Source organism: Hymenobacter volaticus, from assembly GCF_022921055.1.
GTDB classification, from domain to species: Bacteria; Bacteroidota; Bacteroidia; order Cytophagales; family Hymenobacteraceae; genus Hymenobacter; species Hymenobacter volaticus.
Window position 1 is genome coordinate 2,221,568 of record NZ_CP095061.1, and the last position, 19,599, is coordinate 2,241,166.

General features: G+C 53.3%; 22 protein-coding genes and 3 pseudogenes. 11 read left to right on the top strand and 14 right to left on the bottom strand.

The features are described 5' to 3' along the window. Window positions 1-223: 223 nt before the first annotated feature. The 3 genes from MUN86_RS09510 (at window position 224) to MUN86_RS09520 (ending at window position 2,670) form a co-directional block, all read left to right on the top strand. Window positions 224-1,411 (top strand): glycosyltransferase family 4 protein, encoded by a 1,188-nt coding sequence (locus tag MUN86_RS09510; RefSeq protein WP_245124599.1) that lies wholly within the window; start codon window positions 224-226, stop codon window positions 1,409-1,411. A gap of 118 nt (window positions 1,412-1,529) precedes the next feature. Beyond that, entirely contained in the window at window positions 1,530-2,111 is a 582-nt protein-coding gene (locus tag MUN86_RS09515; RefSeq protein ID WP_245124602.1) for a DUF3109 family protein, read from the top strand. A gap of 76 nt (window positions 2,112-2,187) precedes the next feature. Next, on the top strand, window positions 2,188-2,670 hold the full coding sequence (locus MUN86_RS09520) for a hypothetical protein (protein WP_245124604.1): 483 nt from the start codon (window positions 2,188-2,190) through the stop codon (window positions 2,668-2,670). A gap of 160 nt (window positions 2,671-2,830) precedes the next feature. Here the strand turns inward: MUN86_RS09520 and accC are convergent, their stop codons facing one another. From accC to MUN86_RS09580, 12 genes and pseudogenes are all read right to left on the bottom strand, one after another. Further along, window positions 2,831-4,177, bottom strand: a complete 1,347-nt coding sequence (accC, locus tag MUN86_RS09525) for an acetyl-CoA carboxylase biotin carboxylase subunit (RefSeq protein ID WP_245124607.1) — start codon at window positions 4,175-4,177, stop codon at window positions 2,831-2,833. Window positions 4,178-4,292: 115 nt separating this feature from the next. Further along, window positions 4,293-4,778, bottom strand: coding sequence for an acetyl-CoA carboxylase biotin carboxyl carrier protein (gene accB / locus MUN86_RS09530; RefSeq protein ID WP_245125694.1), 486 nt, complete (start codon window positions 4,776-4,778; stop codon window positions 4,293-4,295). A gap of 25 nt (window positions 4,779-4,803) precedes the next feature. Beyond that, window positions 4,804-5,367, bottom strand: a complete 564-nt coding sequence (efp, locus tag MUN86_RS09535) for an elongation factor P (RefSeq protein ID WP_245124609.1) — start codon at window positions 5,365-5,367, stop codon at window positions 4,804-4,806. A gap of 191 nt (window positions 5,368-5,558) precedes the next feature. Then, window positions 5,559-6,572 carry a beta-ketoacyl-ACP synthase III gene (locus MUN86_RS09540; protein ID WP_245124611.1) on the bottom strand — a complete coding sequence of 338 codons (1,014 nt, stop codon included), beginning with the start codon at window positions 6,570-6,572 and terminating at the stop codon, window positions 5,559-5,561. A gap of 58 nt (window positions 6,573-6,630) precedes the next feature. Next, window positions 6,631-7,572 (bottom strand): phosphate acyltransferase PlsX, encoded by a 942-nt coding sequence (gene plsX, locus MUN86_RS09545; protein WP_245124614.1) that lies wholly within the window; start codon window positions 7,570-7,572, stop codon window positions 6,631-6,633. Between the two features lie 112 nt (window positions 7,573-7,684). Continuing rightward, window positions 7,685-7,912 carry a 50S ribosomal protein L32 gene (rpmF, locus tag MUN86_RS09550; protein ID WP_022822852.1) on the bottom strand — a complete coding sequence of 76 codons (228 nt, stop codon included), beginning with the start codon at window positions 7,910-7,912 and terminating at the stop codon, window positions 7,685-7,687. A 58-nt stretch (window positions 7,913-7,970) separates the two neighbouring features. Continuing rightward, window positions 7,971-8,504 (bottom strand): YceD family protein, encoded by a 534-nt coding sequence (locus MUN86_RS09555; RefSeq protein ID WP_245124617.1) that lies wholly within the window; start codon window positions 8,502-8,504, stop codon window positions 7,971-7,973. A gap of 77 nt (window positions 8,505-8,581) precedes the next feature. Then, window positions 8,582-8,950 carry a helix-turn-helix domain-containing protein gene (locus MUN86_RS09560; protein ID WP_245124620.1) on the bottom strand — a complete coding sequence of 123 codons (369 nt, stop codon included), beginning with the start codon at window positions 8,948-8,950 and terminating at the stop codon, window positions 8,582-8,584. A 355-nt stretch (window positions 8,951-9,305) separates the two neighbouring features. Next, window positions 9,306-10,358 carry a 4-hydroxythreonine-4-phosphate dehydrogenase PdxA gene (gene pdxA / locus MUN86_RS09565; protein WP_245124623.1) on the bottom strand — a complete coding sequence of 351 codons (1,053 nt, stop codon included), beginning with the start codon at window positions 10,356-10,358 and terminating at the stop codon, window positions 9,306-9,308. A 270-nt stretch (window positions 10,359-10,628) separates the two neighbouring features. Then, window positions 10,629-11,386 (bottom strand): annotated as a pseudogene (locus tag MUN86_RS32345) (leucyl aminopeptidase family protein). Next, on the bottom strand, window positions 11,323-11,643 hold the full coding sequence (locus MUN86_RS32350; RefSeq protein ID WP_375379481.1) for a hypothetical protein: 321 nt from the start codon (window positions 11,641-11,643) through the stop codon (window positions 11,323-11,325). Before MUN86_RS32350 ends, MUN86_RS32345 begins: the two are co-directional and overlap by 64 nt. 2 nt (window positions 11,644-11,645) lie before the next feature. After that, window positions 11,646-12,080 carry a M17 family peptidase N-terminal domain-containing protein gene (locus MUN86_RS09580; protein WP_245124632.1) on the bottom strand — a complete coding sequence of 145 codons (435 nt, stop codon included), beginning with the start codon at window positions 12,078-12,080 and terminating at the stop codon, window positions 11,646-11,648. A 315-nt stretch (window positions 12,081-12,395) separates the two neighbouring features. Here MUN86_RS09580 and rsmA point away from each other — a divergent pair, with 315 nt between their 5' ends. The 4 genes and pseudogenes from rsmA to greA all read left to right on the top strand — a co-directional run. Continuing rightward, on the top strand, window positions 12,396-13,187 hold the full coding sequence (rsmA, locus tag MUN86_RS09585) for a 16S rRNA (adenine(1518)-N(6)/adenine(1519)-N(6))-dimethyltransferase RsmA (RefSeq protein WP_245124635.1): 792 nt from the start codon (window positions 12,396-12,398) through the stop codon (window positions 13,185-13,187). 170 nt (window positions 13,188-13,357) lie between these two features. Next, a complete protein-coding gene (locus MUN86_RS31690; RefSeq protein ID WP_311181835.1) occupies window positions 13,358-13,636 on the top strand; it encodes a Rossmann-fold NAD(P)-binding domain-containing protein in 279 nt (92 codons plus the stop codon). Continuing rightward, the gene (locus MUN86_RS31695) at window positions 13,630-14,253 is read left to right on the top strand and encodes an NAD(P)-dependent oxidoreductase (RefSeq protein WP_311181836.1); all 624 of its coding nucleotides are present in this window, start codon (window positions 13,630-13,632) and stop codon (window positions 14,251-14,253) included. Before MUN86_RS31690 ends, MUN86_RS31695 begins: the two co-directional genes overlap by 7 nt. Before the next feature lie 232 nt (window positions 14,254-14,485). Further along, window positions 14,486-14,941: pseudogene (greA, locus tag MUN86_RS09595) on the top strand (transcription elongation factor GreA); the annotation flags it as partial. On the opposite strand, the pseudogene MUN86_RS32355 reads toward greA, so the two are convergent. Next, window positions 14,840-15,064, bottom strand: a pseudogene (locus MUN86_RS32355) (hypothetical protein); the annotation flags it as partial. The pseudogenes greA and MUN86_RS32355 overlap by 102 nt on opposite strands. Window positions 15,065-15,138: 74 nt before the next feature. Between MUN86_RS32355 and MUN86_RS31700 the strand changes: the two are divergent. The 4 genes from MUN86_RS31700 to MUN86_RS09615 all read left to right on the top strand — a co-directional run bounded on the left by MUN86_RS31700 (window position 15,139) and on the right by MUN86_RS09615 (window position 18,339). Then, on the top strand, window positions 15,139-15,738 hold the full coding sequence (locus tag MUN86_RS31700; protein ID WP_311181837.1) for an HIT domain-containing protein: 600 nt from the start codon (window positions 15,139-15,141) through the stop codon (window positions 15,736-15,738). 20 nt (window positions 15,739-15,758) lie between these two features. Then, window positions 15,759-16,019, top strand: coding sequence for a nuclease A inhibitor family protein (locus MUN86_RS09605; protein ID WP_280640640.1), 261 nt, complete (start codon window positions 15,759-15,761; stop codon window positions 16,017-16,019). Window positions 16,020-16,082: 63 nt separating this feature from the next. Next, window positions 16,083-16,583 (top strand): endonuclease V, encoded by a 501-nt coding sequence (locus MUN86_RS09610; RefSeq protein ID WP_245124642.1) that lies wholly within the window; start codon window positions 16,083-16,085, stop codon window positions 16,581-16,583. Window positions 16,584-16,692: 109 nt separating this feature from the next. Then, the gene (locus tag MUN86_RS09615) at window positions 16,693-18,339 is read left to right on the top strand and encodes a M28 family peptidase (protein WP_245124645.1); all 1,647 of its coding nucleotides are present in this window, start codon (window positions 16,693-16,695) and stop codon (window positions 18,337-18,339) included. Between the two features lie 204 nt (window positions 18,340-18,543). Here MUN86_RS09615 and MUN86_RS09620 read toward each other — a convergent pair whose 3' ends face one another. After that, window positions 18,544-19,587: an AI-2E family transporter gene (locus tag MUN86_RS09620; protein WP_245124648.1), complete on the bottom strand. Its 1,044-nt coding sequence runs from the start codon at window positions 19,585-19,587 to the stop codon at window positions 18,544-18,546. Window positions 19,588-19,599: the final 12 nt, after the last annotated feature.

Here is a 19,599-nt window from a genome sequence, read left to right on the forward strand (position 1 = left end):
AGCAAAGGTACGGCTTTAGAGTGGGGTGAGGAAGTACAAATTCCAGTTGTAACACGAGCTTTGACATACACTGATGAGGAAAGCAATAGGAGCCTAGCGTTGCCCTTGTTGGTTAAGTATATCGTTTTGTCAAGCATGCACGATACCAAGGCAAAGCAGCGCCGTAATTCTAGGTAACATCAACCTCTCCCAACACAAAAACTACGAGCCGTATCTTCGCCGCGTGAATCCTGCTGAGTCTGCCGCTGCTTCCTTTGCTCCCGATGCCGTTGTTGGGTCGCCTTATCCGTTGTCGTTGCTGTGTTTGTCGGCGAGCTGGGGCGGGCTAGAATTGAACACCGTGCGCTTCGCGGACTGGATGAACCGTCGTGGCTGGCCAGTGCAGGTAATTACGCTCGTCGGCTCGCCCATTGCTGCGCGAGCGGAAGCGCTGAACTTGCCCGTAGCTTACCTTACCAACCGTTGGAAAGCGCTGGACGTTCCCGCTGCTCGGTTACTGGCTCATACATTGCGCGCCTTCAACACTCGCACGCTCATCGTCACTCGCAACGGCGACTTAGGGTTGGCCGTGCTGTGCAAAACAGTGCAGTTGCCTACACTCAAGCTACTATATCAGCAGCATATGCAGCTAGGTCCCCCGAAGCGTAGTGTAGTGCACACCTTACGCTTTCGGGCGCTGGATGCGTGGCTCTCGCCGCTGCCGGGGCTGGCACGGCAGGTGTTAGAGAAAACCCATTTATCGCCTAAAAAACTGCATGTCGTACCGCTAGGCATCGAGCTAGAGAAGTTCGCCGACCCTGCATTAACTCGCACCATTGCCCGACAACAGTTGAACCTGCAACTGCCTGCTAACGCGGTACTGTTAGGCCTCATCGGTCGGTTTGATGATGGCAAGGGACAGGACTTTTTAGTGGAAGAGTTGGCAGTCTTACGCAAGCAGCACCCCGCCGTGCCGCTTCACTTGCTGCTAGTTGGCGAATCAACGCGCAACGAAGGCAATACGTACCGCGAAACAGTGCTACGTCGGGTACAGGAGTTAGGCTTAGGGGAGGTGGTGCACATCCGCGAGTTTACGCCGCAGCCCGAAATTGCCTACCGCGCCCTCGATATTTCCATCACGGGTTCCACCAACGAGACCTACGGCATGGTTACTATCGAGGCTATGGCAGCAGGCTTGCCAGTAGTGGCCACGGCCACCGGTGGTACCTTGGAGATAATAGATGATGGCCGCATGGGTCTGCTGTTTCCGCTGCGCAACGCAGTGGCTTTTGAAACGGCCATCGGGCGCTTGTTGAGTGAGCCTGAGCTGATGCAGCAGTTGGGAGAGCAAGCACAGGCCGTGGCATTAGCCACGTATTCGCATCACCGGCAGTGCAAGCTGACCGAAGAGGTGCTGTTTGGGCTAAGGTAATTGGGTATCTTTGCAGTTAATCTTTCGGCAGAGGAACGCAGAAGTTGACGCGCGCAGTTGTAAGAGACGGCCTTTGTCAACCTGATTTAACTCTCTGCGGCCCTAGCAGGAACCCACTATGATTATCATTCAAAATACTGTCATCTCCGATGACATTCGGGACAACTTTTTCGTCTGCAACCTGGAAGCTTGTAAGGGCGCCTGCTGCGTGGAGGGCGACCTAGGAGCTCCCCTAGAAGAAGAGGAACTACAAATTCTCGAAGCCGAATACCAAAACATTAAGCCTTTTCTTACGGCGGCCGGCCAACAGGCCATCGAGCAGCAAGGCTTGTACATCAAGGATTGGGAAGGCGACTACAGCACCACCACTATCAATGACCGGGAGTGCGCCTATGCCCTTTACGACGAGCGTGGTATCCTGAAGTGCGGCATCGAGCAAGCCTATTTGGCGGGCGCTACTAGCTTTAAAAAGCCCGTTAGCTGTCATCTATATCCTATCCGCATCACTAAGTACGAAGGCTTTGAAGCTCTGAACTACGACCGGTGGAACATCTGCAACCCCGCCTGCTCTTTCGGCGCCAACTTGGGCGTGCGGATATACCAGTTTCTCAAGGAGCCGCTTATTCGTAAGTACGGAGAGGATTGGTATGGCGAGTTAGTGCAGGAGATAGAGACGGACAGTCCACAAGTCAAGGTATAGTTATCCATAAAGAAGGCCGACTTCCAAGTCGGCCTTCTTTATGGATATAGTCAAGTATCCAGGTTAGCTACTGGTTATGGAAGATTTCTATGTTAGTGAAATGCTGTCAACCGGACAGATTCAGGAATGTCTTCAGGCGGCAATGCCAAGTCTTACTGTGTTTGAATGGGCGATGTTAGTAGGTGACCAGGAGCCGATGGAATTTGATTCGACCAATCCGAAGCACATCTTTTTTGAAGCTGATGCAGCAGAAGTGCCTCAGTTTCCGCAGCACATTTGTATCTACCGAACGCCAAACGAACATTGGGAGGCAAGAGCGTTATGGTTAGGTCAGAAGCTTTCCGCTACCTATCAGGTAGATGTATTGGTCCCGTTCACTCATCCAGAGAAACCAGACTATCCCTACTATGATATTGTGTTTCAGAACGGCTCGTCTTACTTAGCCGACGACAGCGAAACCGAATTCGGCGAACCAGCTGCCAAACCAGTGTGCCTACTTGAGTCCTACTCGTTGCCTAGAGCTAAGTTTGATACGTTTGGCAATTACATTATCGTCTAGAAAGACGAGTTACTTGATAGATAAATAGTTCAGCTTACTAGTGGCATAGTGACAGTACATATAAAACCTTGATCTACTACACTGTAGTGCTAGAAGATCTAAACAAAAAGGCCCGGCTACATTGTAGCCGGGCCTTTTTGTTTTACCTGAACTATGTAAGTTACAATTCTGAAAAGTCAAATGAAGTTTCCAGGAACTTGGTCGTGAAGTCACCCTCTTGGAAATTTTTGTTGTCCATCAGAGCCAAGTGGAAGGGAATAGTGGTTTTCACACCTTCCACAACAAATTCACTTAAGGCTCGCTTCATCTTCACAATGCACTCCTGACGAGTTTGGGCGACGGTGATGAGCTTGGCTATCATCGAGTCATAGTTCGAGGGAATAGTGTAGCCCGCGTACACGTGGGTGTCAACCCGCACACCGTGGCCGCCGGGAATGTGCAGCGTCGTGATCTTACCAGGAGAGGGGCGGAAGTCCCGGGTCGGGTCTTCAGCGTTGATGCGGCACTCCATGGCGTGCATCTTGGGGTAATAGTTGTCGCCGGAAATCGGGATGCCCGCCGCCACTTTTATCTGCTCCTTGATGAGATCATAGTTCACAATTTCCTCGGTCACGGGGTGCTCCACCTGAATGCGGGTGTTCATTTCCATGAAATAGAAATCCCGATTCTTATCCACCAAGAACTCAATGGTGCCTACACCTTCGTAGCCGATAGCCGCAGCACCGGCCACAGCCGCTTTGCCCATCCGCTCACGCAGTTCATCGGTCATGAAAGGGGAAGGAGCTTCCTCTACCAGCTTCTGGTGACGCCGCTGAATTGAGCAATCGCGCTCCGAGAGGTGACATACCCGGCCGTATTGATCGCCACACACCTGAATTTCGATGTGACGAGGTTCCTCCACAAATTTTTCCAGGTACACGCCATCGTTGCCGAAAGCAGCCTTAGCTTCCGTGCGGGCATCGTTCCAGGCTTTCTCGAAGTCTTCCTCGGAGGGTATGATGCGCATACCGCGGCCACCACCACCGGCTGTAGCCTTCAGAATAACCGGGTATTTAATTTTGGCGGCTACCTTCTTGCCTTGCTCCACCGATTCAAGCAAGCCTACCGAGCCGGGAATGCAAGGCACGCCTGCCTTGATCATGGTGGCTTTAGCGGAAGCCTTGTCGCCCATTTGGTTGATCATCTCAGGCGTGGCCCCGATGAACTTGATGCCGTTTTCTTGGCACACGCGCGAAAATTCTGCGTTTTCGCTCAGGAAGCCATAGCCAGGGTGAATAGCATCGGCGTTGGTAATTTCCGCTGCTGCAATCAGGGTTGGGATGCTGAGATACGACTGCGAAGATGGCGGTGGGCCAATGCACACTGCCTCGTCAGCGAAGCGCACGTGCAGGCTTTCCTTGTCGGCAGTGGAGTAAACCGCCACCGTTTTGATATCCATTTCCTTGCAGGTCCGGATGATGCGCAGCGCAATTTCACCCCGGTTGGCAATCAGTATTTTCTTGAACATGTGGTGTTGGGGGCTTAAGGTCTCGGGGGCTTGTAGCAAAAGGAAAAGGTCTTACAAACTCGGGGCTGACTGATAATCAAACCCTAAGTTCATAAGACCCTGCGACCCCAATGAATTACATCGGCTCGATGAGGAACAGCGGCTGGTCGTACTCCACCGGCGAGGCGTTTTCAACCATGGCTTTTACAATGCGGCCCGATGCTTCGGCCTCTATTTCATTGAATAATTTCATGGCTTCGATGATGCAAATCACCTGGCCTTTTTCCACTAAATCACCTACCTGTGCGAAAGCCGGAGTGTCGGGGCTGCTGCTACGGTAGAAGGTGCCAATCATCGGAGCCTTTAGCGCTACGTAGTTGTCAGCCGCCGGAGTTGCCGCAACTGGTGCCGCCGGTGCTGGAGTTGGAGTAGCAGGAACAGGGACCGGAGCAGTTGGCGCAGCTGCTGGAGTAGGCGCAGCCGCGGCCGATACTCCTACTACTGGCTTGTAGCTGGGCTCACGCTGTACGGAGATTTTAAATTCCTCCGTTTCAATGTTGACTTTGTTGAGGCCCGACTTCGCAATGAAGTCGATAAGTTCCTGGAGTTCCTTGGCTTTCATGGCGGCGCTTGACTTGCTGGACTGCTTATTTGACTCTTTCGACATAGGAATAGTCGCGGGTATCGACGCGGATTTTAGTGTCCTGATCAATGAACAGCGGCACCTGAATTCGGGCCCCAGTCTCGACAATAGCAGGCTTAAGCGTGTTGGTGGCCGTGTCGCCTTTCAGGCCAGGCTCGGTGTAAGTTACCATCAACTCCACGGTGGTTGGCAATTCAGCAGTAAGCGGCTGCTCGGTTTCGGCGTGGAAGAGAATGGTAGCTTCTTGACCTTCTTTCATCAGGTCGGCGAAGGGAACCATGGCTTCGGGCAGTACCACTTGTTCGAAGGTGGCATTGTCCATAAAGGTATAGCCGTAATCGTCCTTAAACAGGTACTGGTGCGGGCGTTGCTCTACGCGGGCGGTTTCCACTTTCACCCCGGCATTGAACGTGTTATCGATAACCTTACCGGTTTTGATGTTACGGAGCTTAGTGCGCACGAAGGCGGGACCTTTGCCGGGTTTCACGTGCTGAAACTCCGTGATGACGTGCAAGTCGCCATTGTAGTTGAGCACTAGTCCGTTGCGGAAATCTGCGGTAGTAGCCATGTTAAAGTGAGAGGGGGAATAGGAAATTGTTAATTGGCTGATTCAACACGAAGAAGCAAAGTCAAGCAGCCGATTTTCAATTCTTCAATTTTGTAAGTTTTGTGTTCAAAAGAAGTGCCGTCCCGGAAAAGTGGCGGGGCGGCACATTGGGAGTGCAAGTATAGAGGTTTTCCGCAACCGAGCCGCCGTAGTTACACAGCGACCGGATCAGGCTTAGGATCGTACGCCCATTTGAGGTAGATAGAACCCCACGTGAAGCCACCACCGAAAGCAGCCAGAATTAGGTTGTCGCCCTGACGCAACTGCTGTTCATAGTCGGCGAGGCAGAGTGGGATGGTGGCATTAGTGGTGTTACCGTAGCGGTGAATGTTGAGCATCACTTTCTCCGGTCCAACACCCATACGGTGCGCCGTAGCATCAATAATGCGCTTATTGGCTTGGTGCGGTACCAGCCAGGCTACATCGTCGTTGGTGAGGTGGTTGCGTTCCATCACTTGCGCGGCAACATTGGCCATGTTGGTCACGGCAAACTTGAACACGGTAGCACCTTCCTGGTACACATAGTGCTCCCGATTCGCCACTGTTTCTGCGGACGGGGGGCGGCGGCTACCACCCGCTTTCTGATACAGGTATTGCTCCCCGTTACCATCGGAACGCAAAACTTGATCTAGTAAGCCGTAGCCGTCGGTGCTAGGTTCGAGCAGTACGGCACCTGCGCCGTCACCGAAGATGATGCAGTTGGCCCGGTCCGTATAGTCGATAATAGCCGACATTTTATCGGCACCCACTACCACTACTTTCTTATACGTGCCCGTTTGGATGTATTGTGACCCGGTAGCCAGCGCGAACAGAAAGCCTGAGCAAGCAGCTTGCATATCGAAGCTGAATGCATTGGTGATGCCAACAGCTGCCGAAATAATATTGGCTGTAGCCGGGAACACCAAGTCAGGCGTCGTGGTAGAACAAATCAACAAATCGATTTCTTCGGGCCTCGTACCGGTTTTAGCAAGCAGTTGCTGTACGGCTTTGACGCCCATTACCGAAGTGCCCTGGTTTTCTCCTTTTAGAATTCGGCGCTCCTTGATGCCGGTTCGTGTCGTAATCCACTCGTCGGTGGTGTCCACCATCTTTTCGAGTTCCTGATTCGTGAGCACGTAATCGGGCACGTAGGAGCCCACTCCGGTAATAGCGGCGGTAATTTTCATTGAAGAAAAAACAGAAAACGCGGCAAGAAAAAATCCGGCTGTGGGCCGGACTTAGTCGCTAGGACTTGAAGGTATTTTTAATCTGGTCGGAGATGCCGGATTGAGCCATTTGGTAGCCTTGCAACAGCATGTTGCAGATAGCCAATGGCGTGCTCACGCCGTGTCCGATAATAGCGTTGTCGTTGATACCCAAAATAGGGGAACCCCCAACGGCTTCGTAGTTGAACTTGTCGAAGAAAGGGTCGCGCATCTGCTTTTCGGCCATGATGTCATAGATGGACTCGGCCATCTTCAGCATCACATTGCCGGTATAACCGTCGCACACTATCACGTCGGCTTTGCCATTGAAAAGGTCGCGCCCTTCAATGTTGCCAATGAAATTAACGTGCGGGTTTACTTTGAGTAGCTGATGAACCGCCTGCGTAAGAGTAGTGCCCTTACCTTCTTCTTCGCCTAGGTTCATCAAGCCTACTTTAGGATTGGTGATACCAAGCACGTACTGCGCATACAAAGAACCCAATTCGCCAAATTGCTCCAGCATTTCAGGTTTGCACTCAGCATTGGCGCCTACATCAAGTAGTATACCTACACCGCCGTTCAGCTTCGGAACGAAGTTGGCAATGGCAGGGCGCAGTACGCCAGGTACAGGTTTCACGCTGAACATAGCACCTACAAGCATAGCGCCCGTGTTGCCAGCCGAGCAAAATGCATCGACTTCGCCGGTGTGTAGCAAACGGTAGCCCACAGCAATGCTAGAGTCCTGCTTTTGCTGATACGCTTTAGCTGGATGCTCGCCCATCTCAATAATTTGAGAGGCGGCTATCAACTCAAGGCTTGCGGCTGCGTCGCCGTGCTGGTCTAAGAGAGGGCGCACGGCAGCTTCTTGACCAATGAGCACGATTTGCGCTTTGCCGGCTAGTTCTTGCGCGGCTAGTACCGCACCATCGACCGCAGCCTGGGGCGCAAAATCGCCCCCCATAGCGTCCAGGGCTATCTTCATGTACGAGGTATCAAGGAGGAGTCTGGGAGAGGAACTTCCCGTTACCTCCCGGACTCCTCAAGAGAGGAAAAGGACCGGGAGGTAAAGGAAGGGGAAAATCGCAGCTGCGCGACTATTCTTCGTCGGTGTCAGCAGCGGCGGCAGGAGCTGCTACCGGAGCGTAGCCTTTGATGGCTACTTTGCCGTGTAGGTAGAGGTCACCATCTACCACGTAGGCCTTATGACGGAGGTGCAGCTCGCCAGTGTTCTGGCAAAGAGTAACTGCCTTTGGGGTCAGCTTGTCGTGGGTGCGACGCTTGTCGCGGCGGGTCGAGGATTGGCGTCTCTTAGGATGTGCCATGAGTCAGAAAATAGGAAATGGTAAGTGTTGCTTGTTGAGTGAAAAGCGACTCAGGCGCTTAGTTGAGGTTACGCAGCGCATTCCAGCGCGGGTCGGTGCCCTCATCGTCATCGTCGTCATCGCCGGGTTGGCGAGTGGTGAAGATGAGCTTGGTTTCCGATTCGGGGTTTTCGTCGGGCTCGTTTTGAAAGCGCGGGTGCAGCTTCTTCATCGGCAGCGCCAACCCAATGTAATCGAACATGTGGGGTGCCAGGGGAAGCGTCTGCGTATCAGGGGTGATTTGCAGTACGTTGTCGTCTAGTTCAATCTCCCGGTCGCCGTAGCGTACCAAAAGTTGTTCGTGCACGTCTACATCCTGGTCGTATTCGTCGAGGCTCCGGTCGCAGGTTAAGCGTACGGTGCCCATAATATCAAAGTTCAGCGTGAGCAAGCGGTCCGTCTTAATCAGCGTGACATCCGCGTGGAGCTTGCCATCGGGGATGAGTTGCTGATCGAACTGCTCGAAAAACGCGCGGTCCAGCTCGTACGCAAAATGATGCGTTTTGTCGGCTAGCTTGGCAATGGCCAGGTCGTATTCAACGTTCTTCTTCACGGTCAATTTATAGCAGGGGGCAAAAGTAGAAAGATTTTGCCGTTTAGTAAAAGCAGGGGCTAAAGCGAAGTCTAGCTTTAGGCATTTTTTAAAATGAATTCCGGTGGAATACCTAGGCGCTCATACAGCCGTTTGGCCAAGTCGAGTGTAACCCGGCGCTTGCCACTAAGTATCTGCGAGAGGCGCCCGGCTGGCACTTCTAGCAGTTGAGCTAAGTCCTTCTGTTTAAGGCGCATTTGCTGCCGCTTCAGCTCTATCATATCCGCTAAGGACGTAGGTAGATTCGGTATTGGTAGCAAGCCTAGCTTGTCCTCATACGTGTCGAGTGCAACTATGAGCTCCCGGAATTCTGATTCTAACGCGTCATTGCCTTCAAAACCAGCGGCGACCAGCGCGTCCATTCGGCGTAAGGCCGTGCGGTAGTCAGATGGAGTTTGAAGAATCATAGAGGGGTGAGGAAAACGAAAATGGGATTCGAGTATGATTTAGCGGCTGCAAAGTTACATTCTTGTTTTAAAACAGCAAAGTAAATTTCGTTTTTGAAAAGAATGTTTCGAATTCGGTTAGTTGAGCCTTGTCACTAACAGCTACCAAGGCCCTAGTTTGCATCGTGATTTGCGTTAAGGCTAAAAAAGCTAAAGCCACTATTCAGTTGGAATAGTGGCTTTAGCTATAACATGCCAGTGGCCTAAAAATGAGCACGTAATATTCAGCTCTAGATAAACTATAACCGGGCTTCAACTTCGATGGTTTCCAACGAAATCAATGAGGCAGCTCTGAAATCAAGAGACCTCGCTCAGTCTACTCGTACCGGCCGCCACGTGGGGCAGCACTAGGCACTAGGGGTTTAATTTCAGCTAGTGCGGCACGCTGCCGTACCAAATCACAGGCCATGTAAAGGGCTTCGCGGAACGAGGTTTCGTCAGCTTTGTATTGACCGGCTATCCCATAGGCGGTGCCATGGTCGGGGGAGGTGCGAATGACCGACAAACCCGCGGTGAAGTTGACGCCTCGCTCGAAGGCTATGCTTTTGAATGGAATCAAGCCTTGGTCGTGGTAGAGGGAAAGGGTAGCATCGAACTGGCGGTATTGGCGAGTGCCGAAGTACCCGTCGGCGGGGTAGGGGCCGAATACCAAATGCCCTTCCTGTAGTAGCTGTTGAATAACTGGGGTTACAACTTCTTGCTCTTCGGTACCAAGCAGGCCATTTTCGCCGGCATGCGGGTTAAGCCCAAGCACAGCCACCTTTGGTTTTTCAATGCCGAAATCCTGCCTCAAGGATTTCAGTAGAATGCGCAGCTTTGTGAGTAATAGTTCATGAGTCACACGGCTAGGCACGTCCTTCAGGGCAATGTGACCTGTGGCAGTGGCTACGCGCAATTCCTCGCTAGCAAGCAGCATCAGACTCTCAGAGGCGCCAAAAAAGGTGGTTAGAAATTCGGTGTGACCGGGGTAGCGGAAATCGTCGGCCTGGGTATTTTCTTTGCTGATGGGGGCCGTCACAAGGGCATCTAGCAGGCCGGCTTTCAAGTCGCGGGAGGCCGCAAGTAAGCTCAGTCGGGCGGCTGTACCGCTAGCGGTGGTGGGCTGACCGGGAGTAAGGGCAAAGTCTTCTTCCCAACAAGTCACGGCGTTGAGCTTGCCTGGCGCAATGTCAGCGGCCTCGCGCACCTGGCGGAAGGTAAGAGATTCACTGTCTTTGGCTACCGGAAAATCGTCGAACAGCACCGTAGCGGTACCATAGACAACAGGGGTGCAGAACTTAAGCAGCCGCGCGTCGAGGAAGGTTTTATATATGATTTCCGGTCCAATGCCAGCTAAGTCGCCGACAGATATGCCAATGCGTGGGAGCATTATGAATGGGTTGAGTATTGAATGTGCTGGTGTGTTTGTTGAAGCAACGCCATACTTTGTTTAGCGTCGGCTTGTCGAAGCGTCTTGTTGTAACATTATCTGTCATGCTGAGCTTGCCGAAGCATCTCATTCGAGTCGTTGCGTTAGAACTATAACCTCAACACACAAGATGCTTCGACTGCGCTCAGCAGGGCCATACCTTCTTCAACATCAGCAGGCAAGATGCTTCGACTAGCGGTACATGACTGCTATTCCTTTTTGTTCTGTACTCTATACTTTGCTTTTCAAGAAGTCATAGGTGAGGCGTACGGTGGTGCCGGTGCCGCCTTTGCCGCGGTAAGAGTCAGGGGCGGTGAGGTAGGCCGGGCCCGCAATATCGAAGTGAACCCAAGGGTAACCTTCGATGAAACGTTCCAAAAACTTACCAGCCGAAATAGCGCCAGCTTCGCCTTTGCCGATGTTGTTGATGTCGGCAATGTCGGATTTGATGTGGTCGGCGTATTCGTCCCAGAGCGGAAACTCTACCAAGCGCTCGTGCGTGCGGTTGCCGGCTTGCTTTAGTTCATGCATCCACTCGTCGCCGGCGGTGCCCATCACCACAATGCCTTCCTTGCCAATGGCGCGGGCCGCCGCACCCGTGAGCGTAGCGAAGTCGAGGACTAGCTCGGGGTCATATTTCTTGGCAAAAGCGAGGGCATCGGCTAGTAACAAGCGTCCTTCGGCATCGGTGTTCAGTACTTCCACCGTCATGCCACTATACATCGTAATGACGTCGCCGGGGCAAAGGCGAGGCCGCCGGGGCGGTTGTCGGTAGCAGGCACCAAGCCGATGACGTGCAGAGGTACTTGGTTTTTGGCTAGTGCATAGAGCACCCCGGTCACGACCGCGCCACCTGCCATATCGAGCTTCATCATGTCCATGCTGTTGGGCGTGGGCTTCAAGCTTAGCCCACCGGTGTCAAACACTACGCCTTTGCCAACCAGCACGTACGGCTTGGTGTTGGTAGCGCCAGCAGGCTTGTACTCCATGATGGTAAACGTGGGCGGCTCGGGGCTACCTTGATTGACGGCGAGCAGACCCCCATACGCAAAGCCTCGATGCGGACTAGATCCAGAATCTCCGTATGATAACCCACTTCTTCACCAGCAGCGGCCATGCGCTCAGCAAACTGCGTGGCGTTGAGCTTGTTGAGTGGCGCATTCACTAAGTCACGTGCCAAAAACACACCTTGCAACACACCAGCTAGCTCCTGCACTTGCGTAGCCGTGATGTGTGAACCGACCAAGATCAGCTTCTGGAGGTCGGGGCTTTGTGAGACTTCTCATCGGTTTTGTAGCCTTCAAACTGGTAAGCTGTCAGTGCCAAACCTTCGGCCAGAGGGAGGGCACCGGTTTCTGTGAGGTCGACTACGTATAGTTGGCGCACTTTGTCGGCTTTCAGTTGCGCGTACAACTGGTGGCCGCTTTTGCGCAGCGCTTCAGCAGCAAGGTGCGTCGTGATTTTGTCGGTGCTAGGCGCTACTATATAATAGTGGTGGTGCGAATACTGATTGAGATGAATCAGCTTGGAATCAGCGGCTAGTTGGTCGGCTACGTAGCGGCGGGCCGCTTCGGGTAGGTCGGCGGCGGCGGAAATTGGTAGCTCGGTCGTGCCAGCGGGCACAATAAAAACGGTGTCCGCAATGGAAGGAAAATCAGCGGCGTGGGCAAGTTCAAGCGACATGGGAAGCACAAAAAGCAGTGAAAGCCGAAGGTAAAGTTCACCACCGCCGGTTTAAGCGACGTAGGCGTACCTTTGGACGTGAAGGTAATTGAAGTTTCTAGTTGCTGGCTTTCACTAGCCGGTTGAATTGCTAGTTGATCTTGTGCGCTAGCTTCTCGAAACAGCTTGACTTGGTACCGTTTGCGGTATTGATTGTTAGCCTAAAAGCTGAGCTGTTTTCTTGCCTGAGACACAGATTGCTCTTTTGCCCCTGCCCGCACAAGTGTTGCCATTACCAGAAACCCGCTACGTAGTACGCCAAATTCTCCCTCCTTTATGGATTCCGTTAAAGCCAAAAAACACTTAGGCCAACATTTTCTGGCTGATACTAACATTGCCCGCAAAATAGTGGAGGCCTTGCAGTTGCCTGATGGCGTAACGGAAGTGCTGGAAATCGGGCCGGGCATGGGCGTATTGACCGGAACGCTGCTGCAGAACCCAAGCTACCGCACGTCGGTGGTGGAAATTGACCGGGATTCGGTGGCGTATTTGCAAAAGCACTTCTCGGCGCTAGCTGACCGAATTCACAGCCAGGACTTCTTGAAGATGGATTTAGGCAAGCTCTACAACCAGCAGCCTATCAGCATCATCGGTAACTTTCCTTACAATATCAGCAGCCAGATTTACTTCCAGGTGCTAGCCCACCGCCAGCAGGTGCGCGAAGTGGTGGGAATGATTCAGAAGGAAGTGGCCGACCGGTTGGCCGAGGGACCGGGCTCGAAAACCTATGGCATTCTGAGCGTGTTGCTGCAGGCCTACTATCGGATTGAATACCTGTTCACGGTGCCGCCGCACGTTTTCAACCCGCCGCCCAAGGTGCAATCGGCCGTTATCCGCCTGACGCGCAATGAAACCGAGCATTTGGACTGTGATGAAAAGCTGTTCTTTAAAGTGGTAAAGCAGGCGTTTGCCACGCGGCGCAAGACGTTGCGCAACGCGCTCAAGCCGTTCGGAATGCCGCCGGAAGCTACCACCGACCCAATCTTCGACAAACGCGCCGAGCAGTTGAGCGTTGCCGACTTTGTAGGGCTGACGAAGCGGGTGCAAGCAGAAATGAAGAGCGAGTAAGTTCAGACGCCTCTTGTGTACGTGTTACGCATGAACCGTCCTTCCTACAAAGGAGGAACCTGCATTACCTTTTTCAGAAACTTACACGCAAATTCCACTTTCGTCGGAAGGACAACCTTACTTTCGGGCTTTAAGCAGTTGATTCTTAATTTTTAATTTCCAGTCAAACCATGTCCCTCTGCCTCGTCATCGACGAAATGCATCCTAGTTTGCCTGAGTACATGCAGCAAATAGGTGTGACGCTGCATTACCGCCCCGAGCTGAAAGCTTCGGAAGTGCCTGCTGCCCTTGCTGCGCATCCTTACGATGGGCTGATGGTTCGGTCGAAGCTGCGCGTGACGGCTGAACTGCTGGCTCATGGTCCGCAGTTGCGCTATGTGGCGCGGGCGGGAGCAGGAGTTGATAACATCGATGAGGAAGCTATGGCGGCAGCGGGGTTACGTTGCTGAATGCTCCCGAAGGCAACCGCGACGCAGTAGGAGAGTATGCGGTAGGGCTGCTGCTGGCTTTATTCCGCAACATTGTGCGGGCCGACCACGAAGTGCGGGCCGGGCAGTGGCGACGGGAAGCGAACCGCGGCGAGGAAATCCAAGGGAAAACCATTGGGTTGTTGGGCTACGGGCACATGGGCCGGGCCTTTGCGCGTCGGCTGTCGGCATTCGGCTGCACGGTACTCGCTTACGACCACGACCCGGCCGTATTACCCGACGAGTACGCCGCATTGGTTGACTTAGGTGAGCTACAGGAGCGGGCAGAGGTTTTTAGCTTACATATTCCGTACTCAACGGCAAATCACCATTTCGTAAACGAAGCGTTACTGCAAGGTTTCCGTAATCCATTTTGGCTGCTCAACACTGCCCGCGGCGAAGTGCTTGATCACGCTGCCCTCGTGCAGTGCTTACAAAGCGGCCAAGTACGCGGCGCGGCGCTAGACGTGCTCGACAATGAGAAGCTAGCTACCCTGACGCCGGAGCAGCAAGCCCGCTTCGACTTCTTGGCTAGTGCATCAAACGTGCTCTTGTCGCCGCACGTGGGGGCTGGACGTTTCAGTCATATCGGCGCATAAACGAAGTGCTAGCAGCAAAGCTGAAAGATTTTTTGGTTTCTAGTGGTCCAGCACCGATTGAAGGTTGACTAGCTGCCAGTTAGTGGTTGAAGCCCGCTGCCCGCCACAAGCAAGCGGGGTAGAGAAGTAGCTTCAATCCAGAAACTATGTATATTTGCCTAAACCAGGTTTGGGAGAACGGTCGGCACCGCTGACCGTTCTCCTTGTTTTTTAGCTTACCATCAACCTAACCATGGCCACCATAAATTACTACACCGCCGAGGGGCTGCAGAAACTCAAAGATGAGTTGCAGGACCTCAAAATTCGCGGCCGGGCCAACGCCGCCGAGCAACTGCGCGAAGCGCGTGATAAAGGGGACTTAAGCGAAAATGCCGAGTACGACGCGGCAAAAGACGCTCAAGGTCTATTAGAACTCAAAATTGCGAAGCTGGAAGAAGTAGTTGGCAACGCCCGTCTGCTCGACGAGTCGAACCTTGATAGCAGTAAGGTGCTCATCATGAGCAAAGTGAAGCTCAAGAACCTGAAGAACAACATGGTGCTTGACTACACGCTCGTGGCCGAGGAAGAAGCTAACCTTGCCGCCGGTAAGATATCCGTGAAGTCGCCCATCGGCAAAGGCTTGCTGGGCAAATCGGCCGGCGACACCGCCGAAATAACGGTGCCTGCTGGCAAGCTTCTCTTCGAGATACTGGAAATCAGCCGGTAACGGGAAATTTGCGAAATGGCAGGTCTGATACTCTGCCATTTCTGAAAGGGCGAAGCGGCAAGCTTCGCCCTTTTGCGTTTTGCCACGTACTTTGTCGCAGGTCATAAGGCTGTGCTTGGCGCTTGCCTGTACATGCCGAACGTCAAATCCACTGTTTCACAAACTCACTGCTTCACCACATGGCTTCCATTTTCTCCCGTATCGTGGCTGGCGAGCTGCCCGCGTATAAGGTTGCGGAAGACGACCAGCACCTGGCGTTTCTCGACATCACGCCCCTTGTAGAAGGCCACACGCTCGTGATTCCCAAGCGGGAAGTGGATTACATCTTTGATTTGCCGGCCGAGGAGTTGGCGGCACTGCACCTGTTTGCGCAACGCGTAGCGAAAGGTGTGGCGGCGGCCGTGCCGTGTAAGCGTATCGGTGTCGCGGTTATTGGTTTGGAAGTACCCCACGCGCACATTCATTTGATTCCGATGAACAACGTGTCGGATATGAACTTCGCCAACCCCAAAATAAAAGTAGCCGAGAACCGAATGAAGGAACTGGCCACTGCCATTGCCGCGCAAGTGCCTGCCGCTAATGGAGCTTCGCGAAAGCCAGATTCTTTGGACTCGAAAGGCAGCCGCGAAACTACCGAAACCAACGAGCCCGCCGCAACCCAAGGCGCCTCCGATAGCGCGTCGGAGCAATTGCAGCAACTCACCCAAGGCCTTGTGTTTATGAGCGAATCGGATGCACCGCTCGAGCCGGTGAGTTACTCTGCCCGGACGGCGAATTAACCGATGCCGCCTTGCTAGAAGTGCTCGGGGAGCCCGCAGGTACCCAGGTTGAAAGCAAGGAGCTGACCCTTTTCCTGCGCAACCATACCGCCGACCAAGGCGTGCTCGGCGACCCCGCACAAGCCAACCGCTTCAAGGCGCTGCAAATGTATATGAAGCAGGAACTGCAAGACACTAAAGTATATCGGGTGGGCACCGGTCCGCAGATAAAAGCCTACGCGCTAGGCAAGACCGAAGACGGCAAGCTGGCAGGCTTTAAAACGGTGCTAACGGAGACCTAGAATGTTGTTTCCAAGTTCAAAGAACTTGCGTTTCGATGACGACCAAGAGAGCGAACATCGTCTATGATAGTGGCATTGGACGTGTATTACCGCCAAGAGGAGGCCAAGGCTGTTGGCGTCACGTTTGAGGCGTGGCATAGCACAGTGCTAACCAGCAAGCATGAGGTGACGCTTTCTGGATTAGAACCTTACGAACCAGGGGCATTCTATAAGCGGGAGCTACCCTGTTTGCTGGCCGTCCTGGAGCAAATCAACTTAGCTGAGGTTGAATGCCTGGTAATAGACGGATACGTAGTGCTTGATGACGATGGTCGGCCCGGGTTAGGCTGGCATCTATACCAGCATCTAGAGGAAAAAGTACCGGTTGTTGGAGTAGCAAAAACGCGCTTCTTTCATTCGGGCCGCCAGGTAATTGGGGTGCTGCGCGGTCAGAGCATGACTCCGCTTTACGTGACTAGCGCCGGAATAAACGTGGAGGCTGCCGCTGCTTTCATTGAAAAAATGGCGGGTCCTTTCCGAATGCCCACCTTGCTTCAAGAGCTAGATTCACTCACAAGAAGTTGATGTCCATCTCTTGATTTTACAGCGCCATTTTCCGAATTCAAACTTGTTGAGGATTCTGTTAGAGCACCGAGTGTACAGAATTCTATTTTACTTATTTTATTTTCAACGCATGAGGGTACGGTCATTTGCGCTTTTAGCAGGAGGTATATTCACAACGGGCACCGCATTTGCTCAATCCACCGAGATACCCAAGCCGCTTCGCAACCCCCTAGATAAAGTTAGTGCAGCTGACTACAAGGCGCACGTGCAGTACCTAGCGGATGACAAGCTGCAAGGCCGACTACCCGGCACGGCGGGCTACCAGATGGCAGTGAACTATGTGGTGGAGCAATACAAGAAGCGTGGGGTGCTGCCCGCCGGCGAAAACGGCACTTATCTGCAAACCGTACGCCTGCGGCGCGCTTTCACCGAGCCGGGCGCTACCCTGCGCCTACAAGCGTCACAAGGCTCGGAGCAAGCGCTGACGTATGGTTCCGATTTTACGTTCTATCCCAATCCGGCGGAAGCAAGCACAACGGTGGCTGCGCCGCTGGTGTTTGCTGGTTTCGGTATCAGCGCCCCCGAACTAGGCTACGACGATTACGCGGGTCTCGACGCGAAGGGCAAAATCGTGGTGGTGACACGGGAAGAGCCTAAGCAGTTTCCGGATGCGGTGCGCCTCTACAATACCGATGTGCTGACCATTTTGCAAACGGCGGCTCAGCACGGTGCGGTAGGCGTACTACTGGCCGCTGTGAAGCCCACCGTTCACCTGCCCGAGCCACCTAAAGGTGTGGTAAGTGTGTTAGGCACCGATGGCAAAGTGGCTGTGTCGCGTACTTACGGTGGCCCTCAATTGCGCGTGTTAGGCTCGGTAAGCGCCGCCACCTTGCAGCGGCTTTTCGCTGGCGCTGCTACCGACACCACAGCGGCTTTGGCATCGTTGCGGGCGGGCAAGCCGGCTTCGGTGGCTCTTCTGCCGCGCCTTACAGCTACCCAACGCACTCGTTACCAGGACGTGGAGAGCTACAACGTAGTCGGTAAGATCCAGGGTGCAGACCCCAAATTGCGCGATGAATATGTGGTGCATACTGCCCACCTCGACCACCTTGGCGTAGGTACGACTGTGGAAGGCGACTCCATTTACAACGGCGCCCACGACAACGCTACGGGTGTAGCCAGCCTGCTGGAAATTGCGGGGGTGTATAGCCGCCTCAAGGAGAAGCCCCGCCGGTCTGTGCTCATTACCATGGTGACCGGGGAAGAAATGGGCTTGCTCGGCTCCGCTTACTTCGCTCGTAACCCTACGGTACCCAAAAGCCAAATAGTGGCTAACATCAATACCGACATGCCCACCATTATTGCACCGCTGCTTTCGGTGGTAGCATTAGGAGCCGAAAACTCTTCTTTGGCTGCCCCCGTGGCCGAAGCAACCAAGGCGCTCAATTTAACGGTGGAAGCTGACCCCGAGCCGGCGCAAAACCGCTTTATTCGCTCTGACCAGTACAGCTTCGTAACCCAAGGTATTCCAGCCCTGCACATCAAGTACGGCAACAAAACCGCGGACGGGCAGAACAACCTTAGCTTGCAAGTACAGAAGTGGCGTGCCCGCTACTATCACAAGCCACAAGATGGTATGAACGGCCAGTTCGATTTCGACGCCGGGCGGAAATATGCACAGCTAAACTTTTTGATTGGCTACTTAATCGCCAACAACCCTACGCGCCCGACCTGGAACACCGGTAATTTCTTCGGCGAGCGGTTTGCCAAGAAGTAGACGCAAATCCCAAGTGTTTAAAATCCGCCATAAGCTCTAGAACGGTCATGCTGATCGGAGCCGAAGCATCTCGCGTGCTGACGTTGGTTTAGTAATCAGACATCAGCACGCGAGATGCTTCGGCAAGCTCAGCATGACTGTTCTACTTGTGTTGTCGATGGCAGCATGTGAAATGCTTCTGTTTTATACGAGCCGCATGACCAATTATGAGTTGGATGACTTTGCTTTGGTGATAGCACGCAGCCGGTTTTCGCGCTCGAATACCTTCATTAACACGATGAAGTAGGAGAGGAGCAACGGGCCGAGAACCAGACCTAGAATGCCAAAGATATTCACGCCTAACACCACACCGGCTAAGGTAATAAGGGGGTGAATATCGCCGATGCGGCGGGCTAGCATGATGCGCAATAAGTTGTCGATGTTCATGATGACGATAAACCCCATAAGCAGAATGCCAACGCCCTGCCCGGTAGCGCCTTGCGTTAGCTTCAGGACGGCGGCTGGCAGCCACACTAATGGCGTGCCTAGCACCGGCACAAAAGCCAGGAAAAACGACACCATGCCCCAGAACAAGGCATCGGGAACCTGGAAAATCCAGAGTGTAAGCCCGGTAAGCAAAGCTTGAACGAACGAGATTAGCGCCTGCCCGAGTACGTTGGCATTCACATTGTTTTTCAATGATTCGCCAAGCTCTTCTATCGTGCCATCGCGGAAAGGGAGGTAGCGGCGTAAGCCTTTCAGGAAACTACCTTCCTGAGTGTACATAAAGTACAACGTGAACAGCATCAGCCCAATGATGACGATGAAATGCAGCAAACTGGTAGCTAATGACGGCAGACGCTGACTAAGCCACGCCACGCTTTGTTGCAGCAACGACCGCACGGTTTGCTCGTTGGTGAAGGTGTAGCCAATCTTGCGCTCGATGGTATGCAATACAGCCATAATTTGGCTTGTATCCTGGCCGTAGTAGCTGATGCGGTTGACGAGCATCAGGGTTAGGGCCGTAAAGGGCAGGATGATGACTACCAGCGCAAAAATCAAGATGCCGATGGTTACTACGTGTCGGTTCCAGCCGCGCTGATGCACCAACGCCTTGAACCAAGGGCGGAATACCACGAACAAGATACCAGCCCCTAAAAAGCCGGTGATATAGCCGCCAAGCCCGAACAGAATAAGGCCCGCCAGCACCAACAAACAGGTTATCAGCAGCACAGACTGCTGCCGGTTAGAGTAGATATTATCAGCCATGACGAGGGAGGA

Bases quoted from the DNA above. Each gene is read 5' to 3' on its own strand.
- MUN86_RS09515 (WP_245124602.1), top strand. From the start codon at position 1,530: ATGATTATCATTCAAAATACTGTCATCTCCGATGACATTCGGGACAAC.
- MUN86_RS09520 (WP_245124604.1), top strand. From the start codon at position 2,188: ATGGAAGATTTCTATGTTAGTGAAATGCTGTCAACCGGACAGATTCAG.
- accC (WP_245124607.1), bottom strand. From the start codon at position 4,177: ATGTTCAAGAAAATACTGATTGCCAACCGGGGTGAAATTGCGCTGCGC.
- accB (WP_245125694.1), bottom strand. From the start codon at position 4,778: ATGAAAGCCAAGGAACTCCAGGAACTTATCGACTTCATTGCGAAGTCG.
- efp (WP_245124609.1), bottom strand. From the start codon at position 5,367: ATGGCTACTACCGCAGATTTCCGCAACGGACTAGTGCTCAACTACAAT.
- MUN86_RS09540 (WP_245124611.1), bottom strand. From the start codon at position 6,572: ATGAAAATTACCGCCGCTATTACCGGAGTGGGCTCCTACGTGCCCGAT.
- plsX (WP_245124614.1), bottom strand. From the start codon at position 7,572: ATGAAGATAGCCCTGGACGCTATGGGGGGCGATTTTGCGCCCCAGGCT.
- rpmF (WP_022822852.1), bottom strand. From the start codon at position 7,912: ATGGCACATCCTAAGAGACGCCAATCCTCGACCCGCCGCGACAAGCGT.
- MUN86_RS09560 (WP_245124620.1), bottom strand. From the start codon at position 8,950: ATGATTCTTCAAACTCCATCTGACTACCGCACGGCCTTACGCCGAATG.
- pdxA (WP_245124623.1), bottom strand. From the start codon at position 10,358: ATGCTCCCACGCATTGGCATATCTGTCGGCGACTTAGCTGGCATTGGA.
- MUN86_RS09580 (WP_245124632.1), bottom strand. From the start codon at position 12,080: ATGTCGCTTGAACTTGCCCACGCCGCTGATTTTCCTTCCATTGCGGAC.
- rsmA (WP_245124635.1), top strand. From the start codon at position 12,396: ATGGATTCCGTTAAAGCCAAAAAACACTTAGGCCAACATTTTCTGGCT.
- MUN86_RS31690 (WP_311181835.1), top strand. From the start codon at position 13,358: ATGTCCCTCTGCCTCGTCATCGACGAAATGCATCCTAGTTTGCCTGAG.
- MUN86_RS31700 (WP_311181837.1), top strand. From the start codon at position 15,139: ATGGCTTCCATTTTCTCCCGTATCGTGGCTGGCGAGCTGCCCGCGTAT.
- MUN86_RS09610 (WP_245124642.1), top strand. From the start codon at position 16,083: ATGATAGTGGCATTGGACGTGTATTACCGCCAAGAGGAGGCCAAGGCT.
- MUN86_RS09615 (WP_245124645.1), top strand. From the start codon at position 16,693: ATGAGGGTACGGTCATTTGCGCTTTTAGCAGGAGGTATATTCACAACG.
- MUN86_RS09620 (WP_245124648.1), bottom strand. From the start codon at position 19,587: ATGGCTGATAATATCTACTCTAACCGGCAGCAGTCTGTGCTGCTGATA.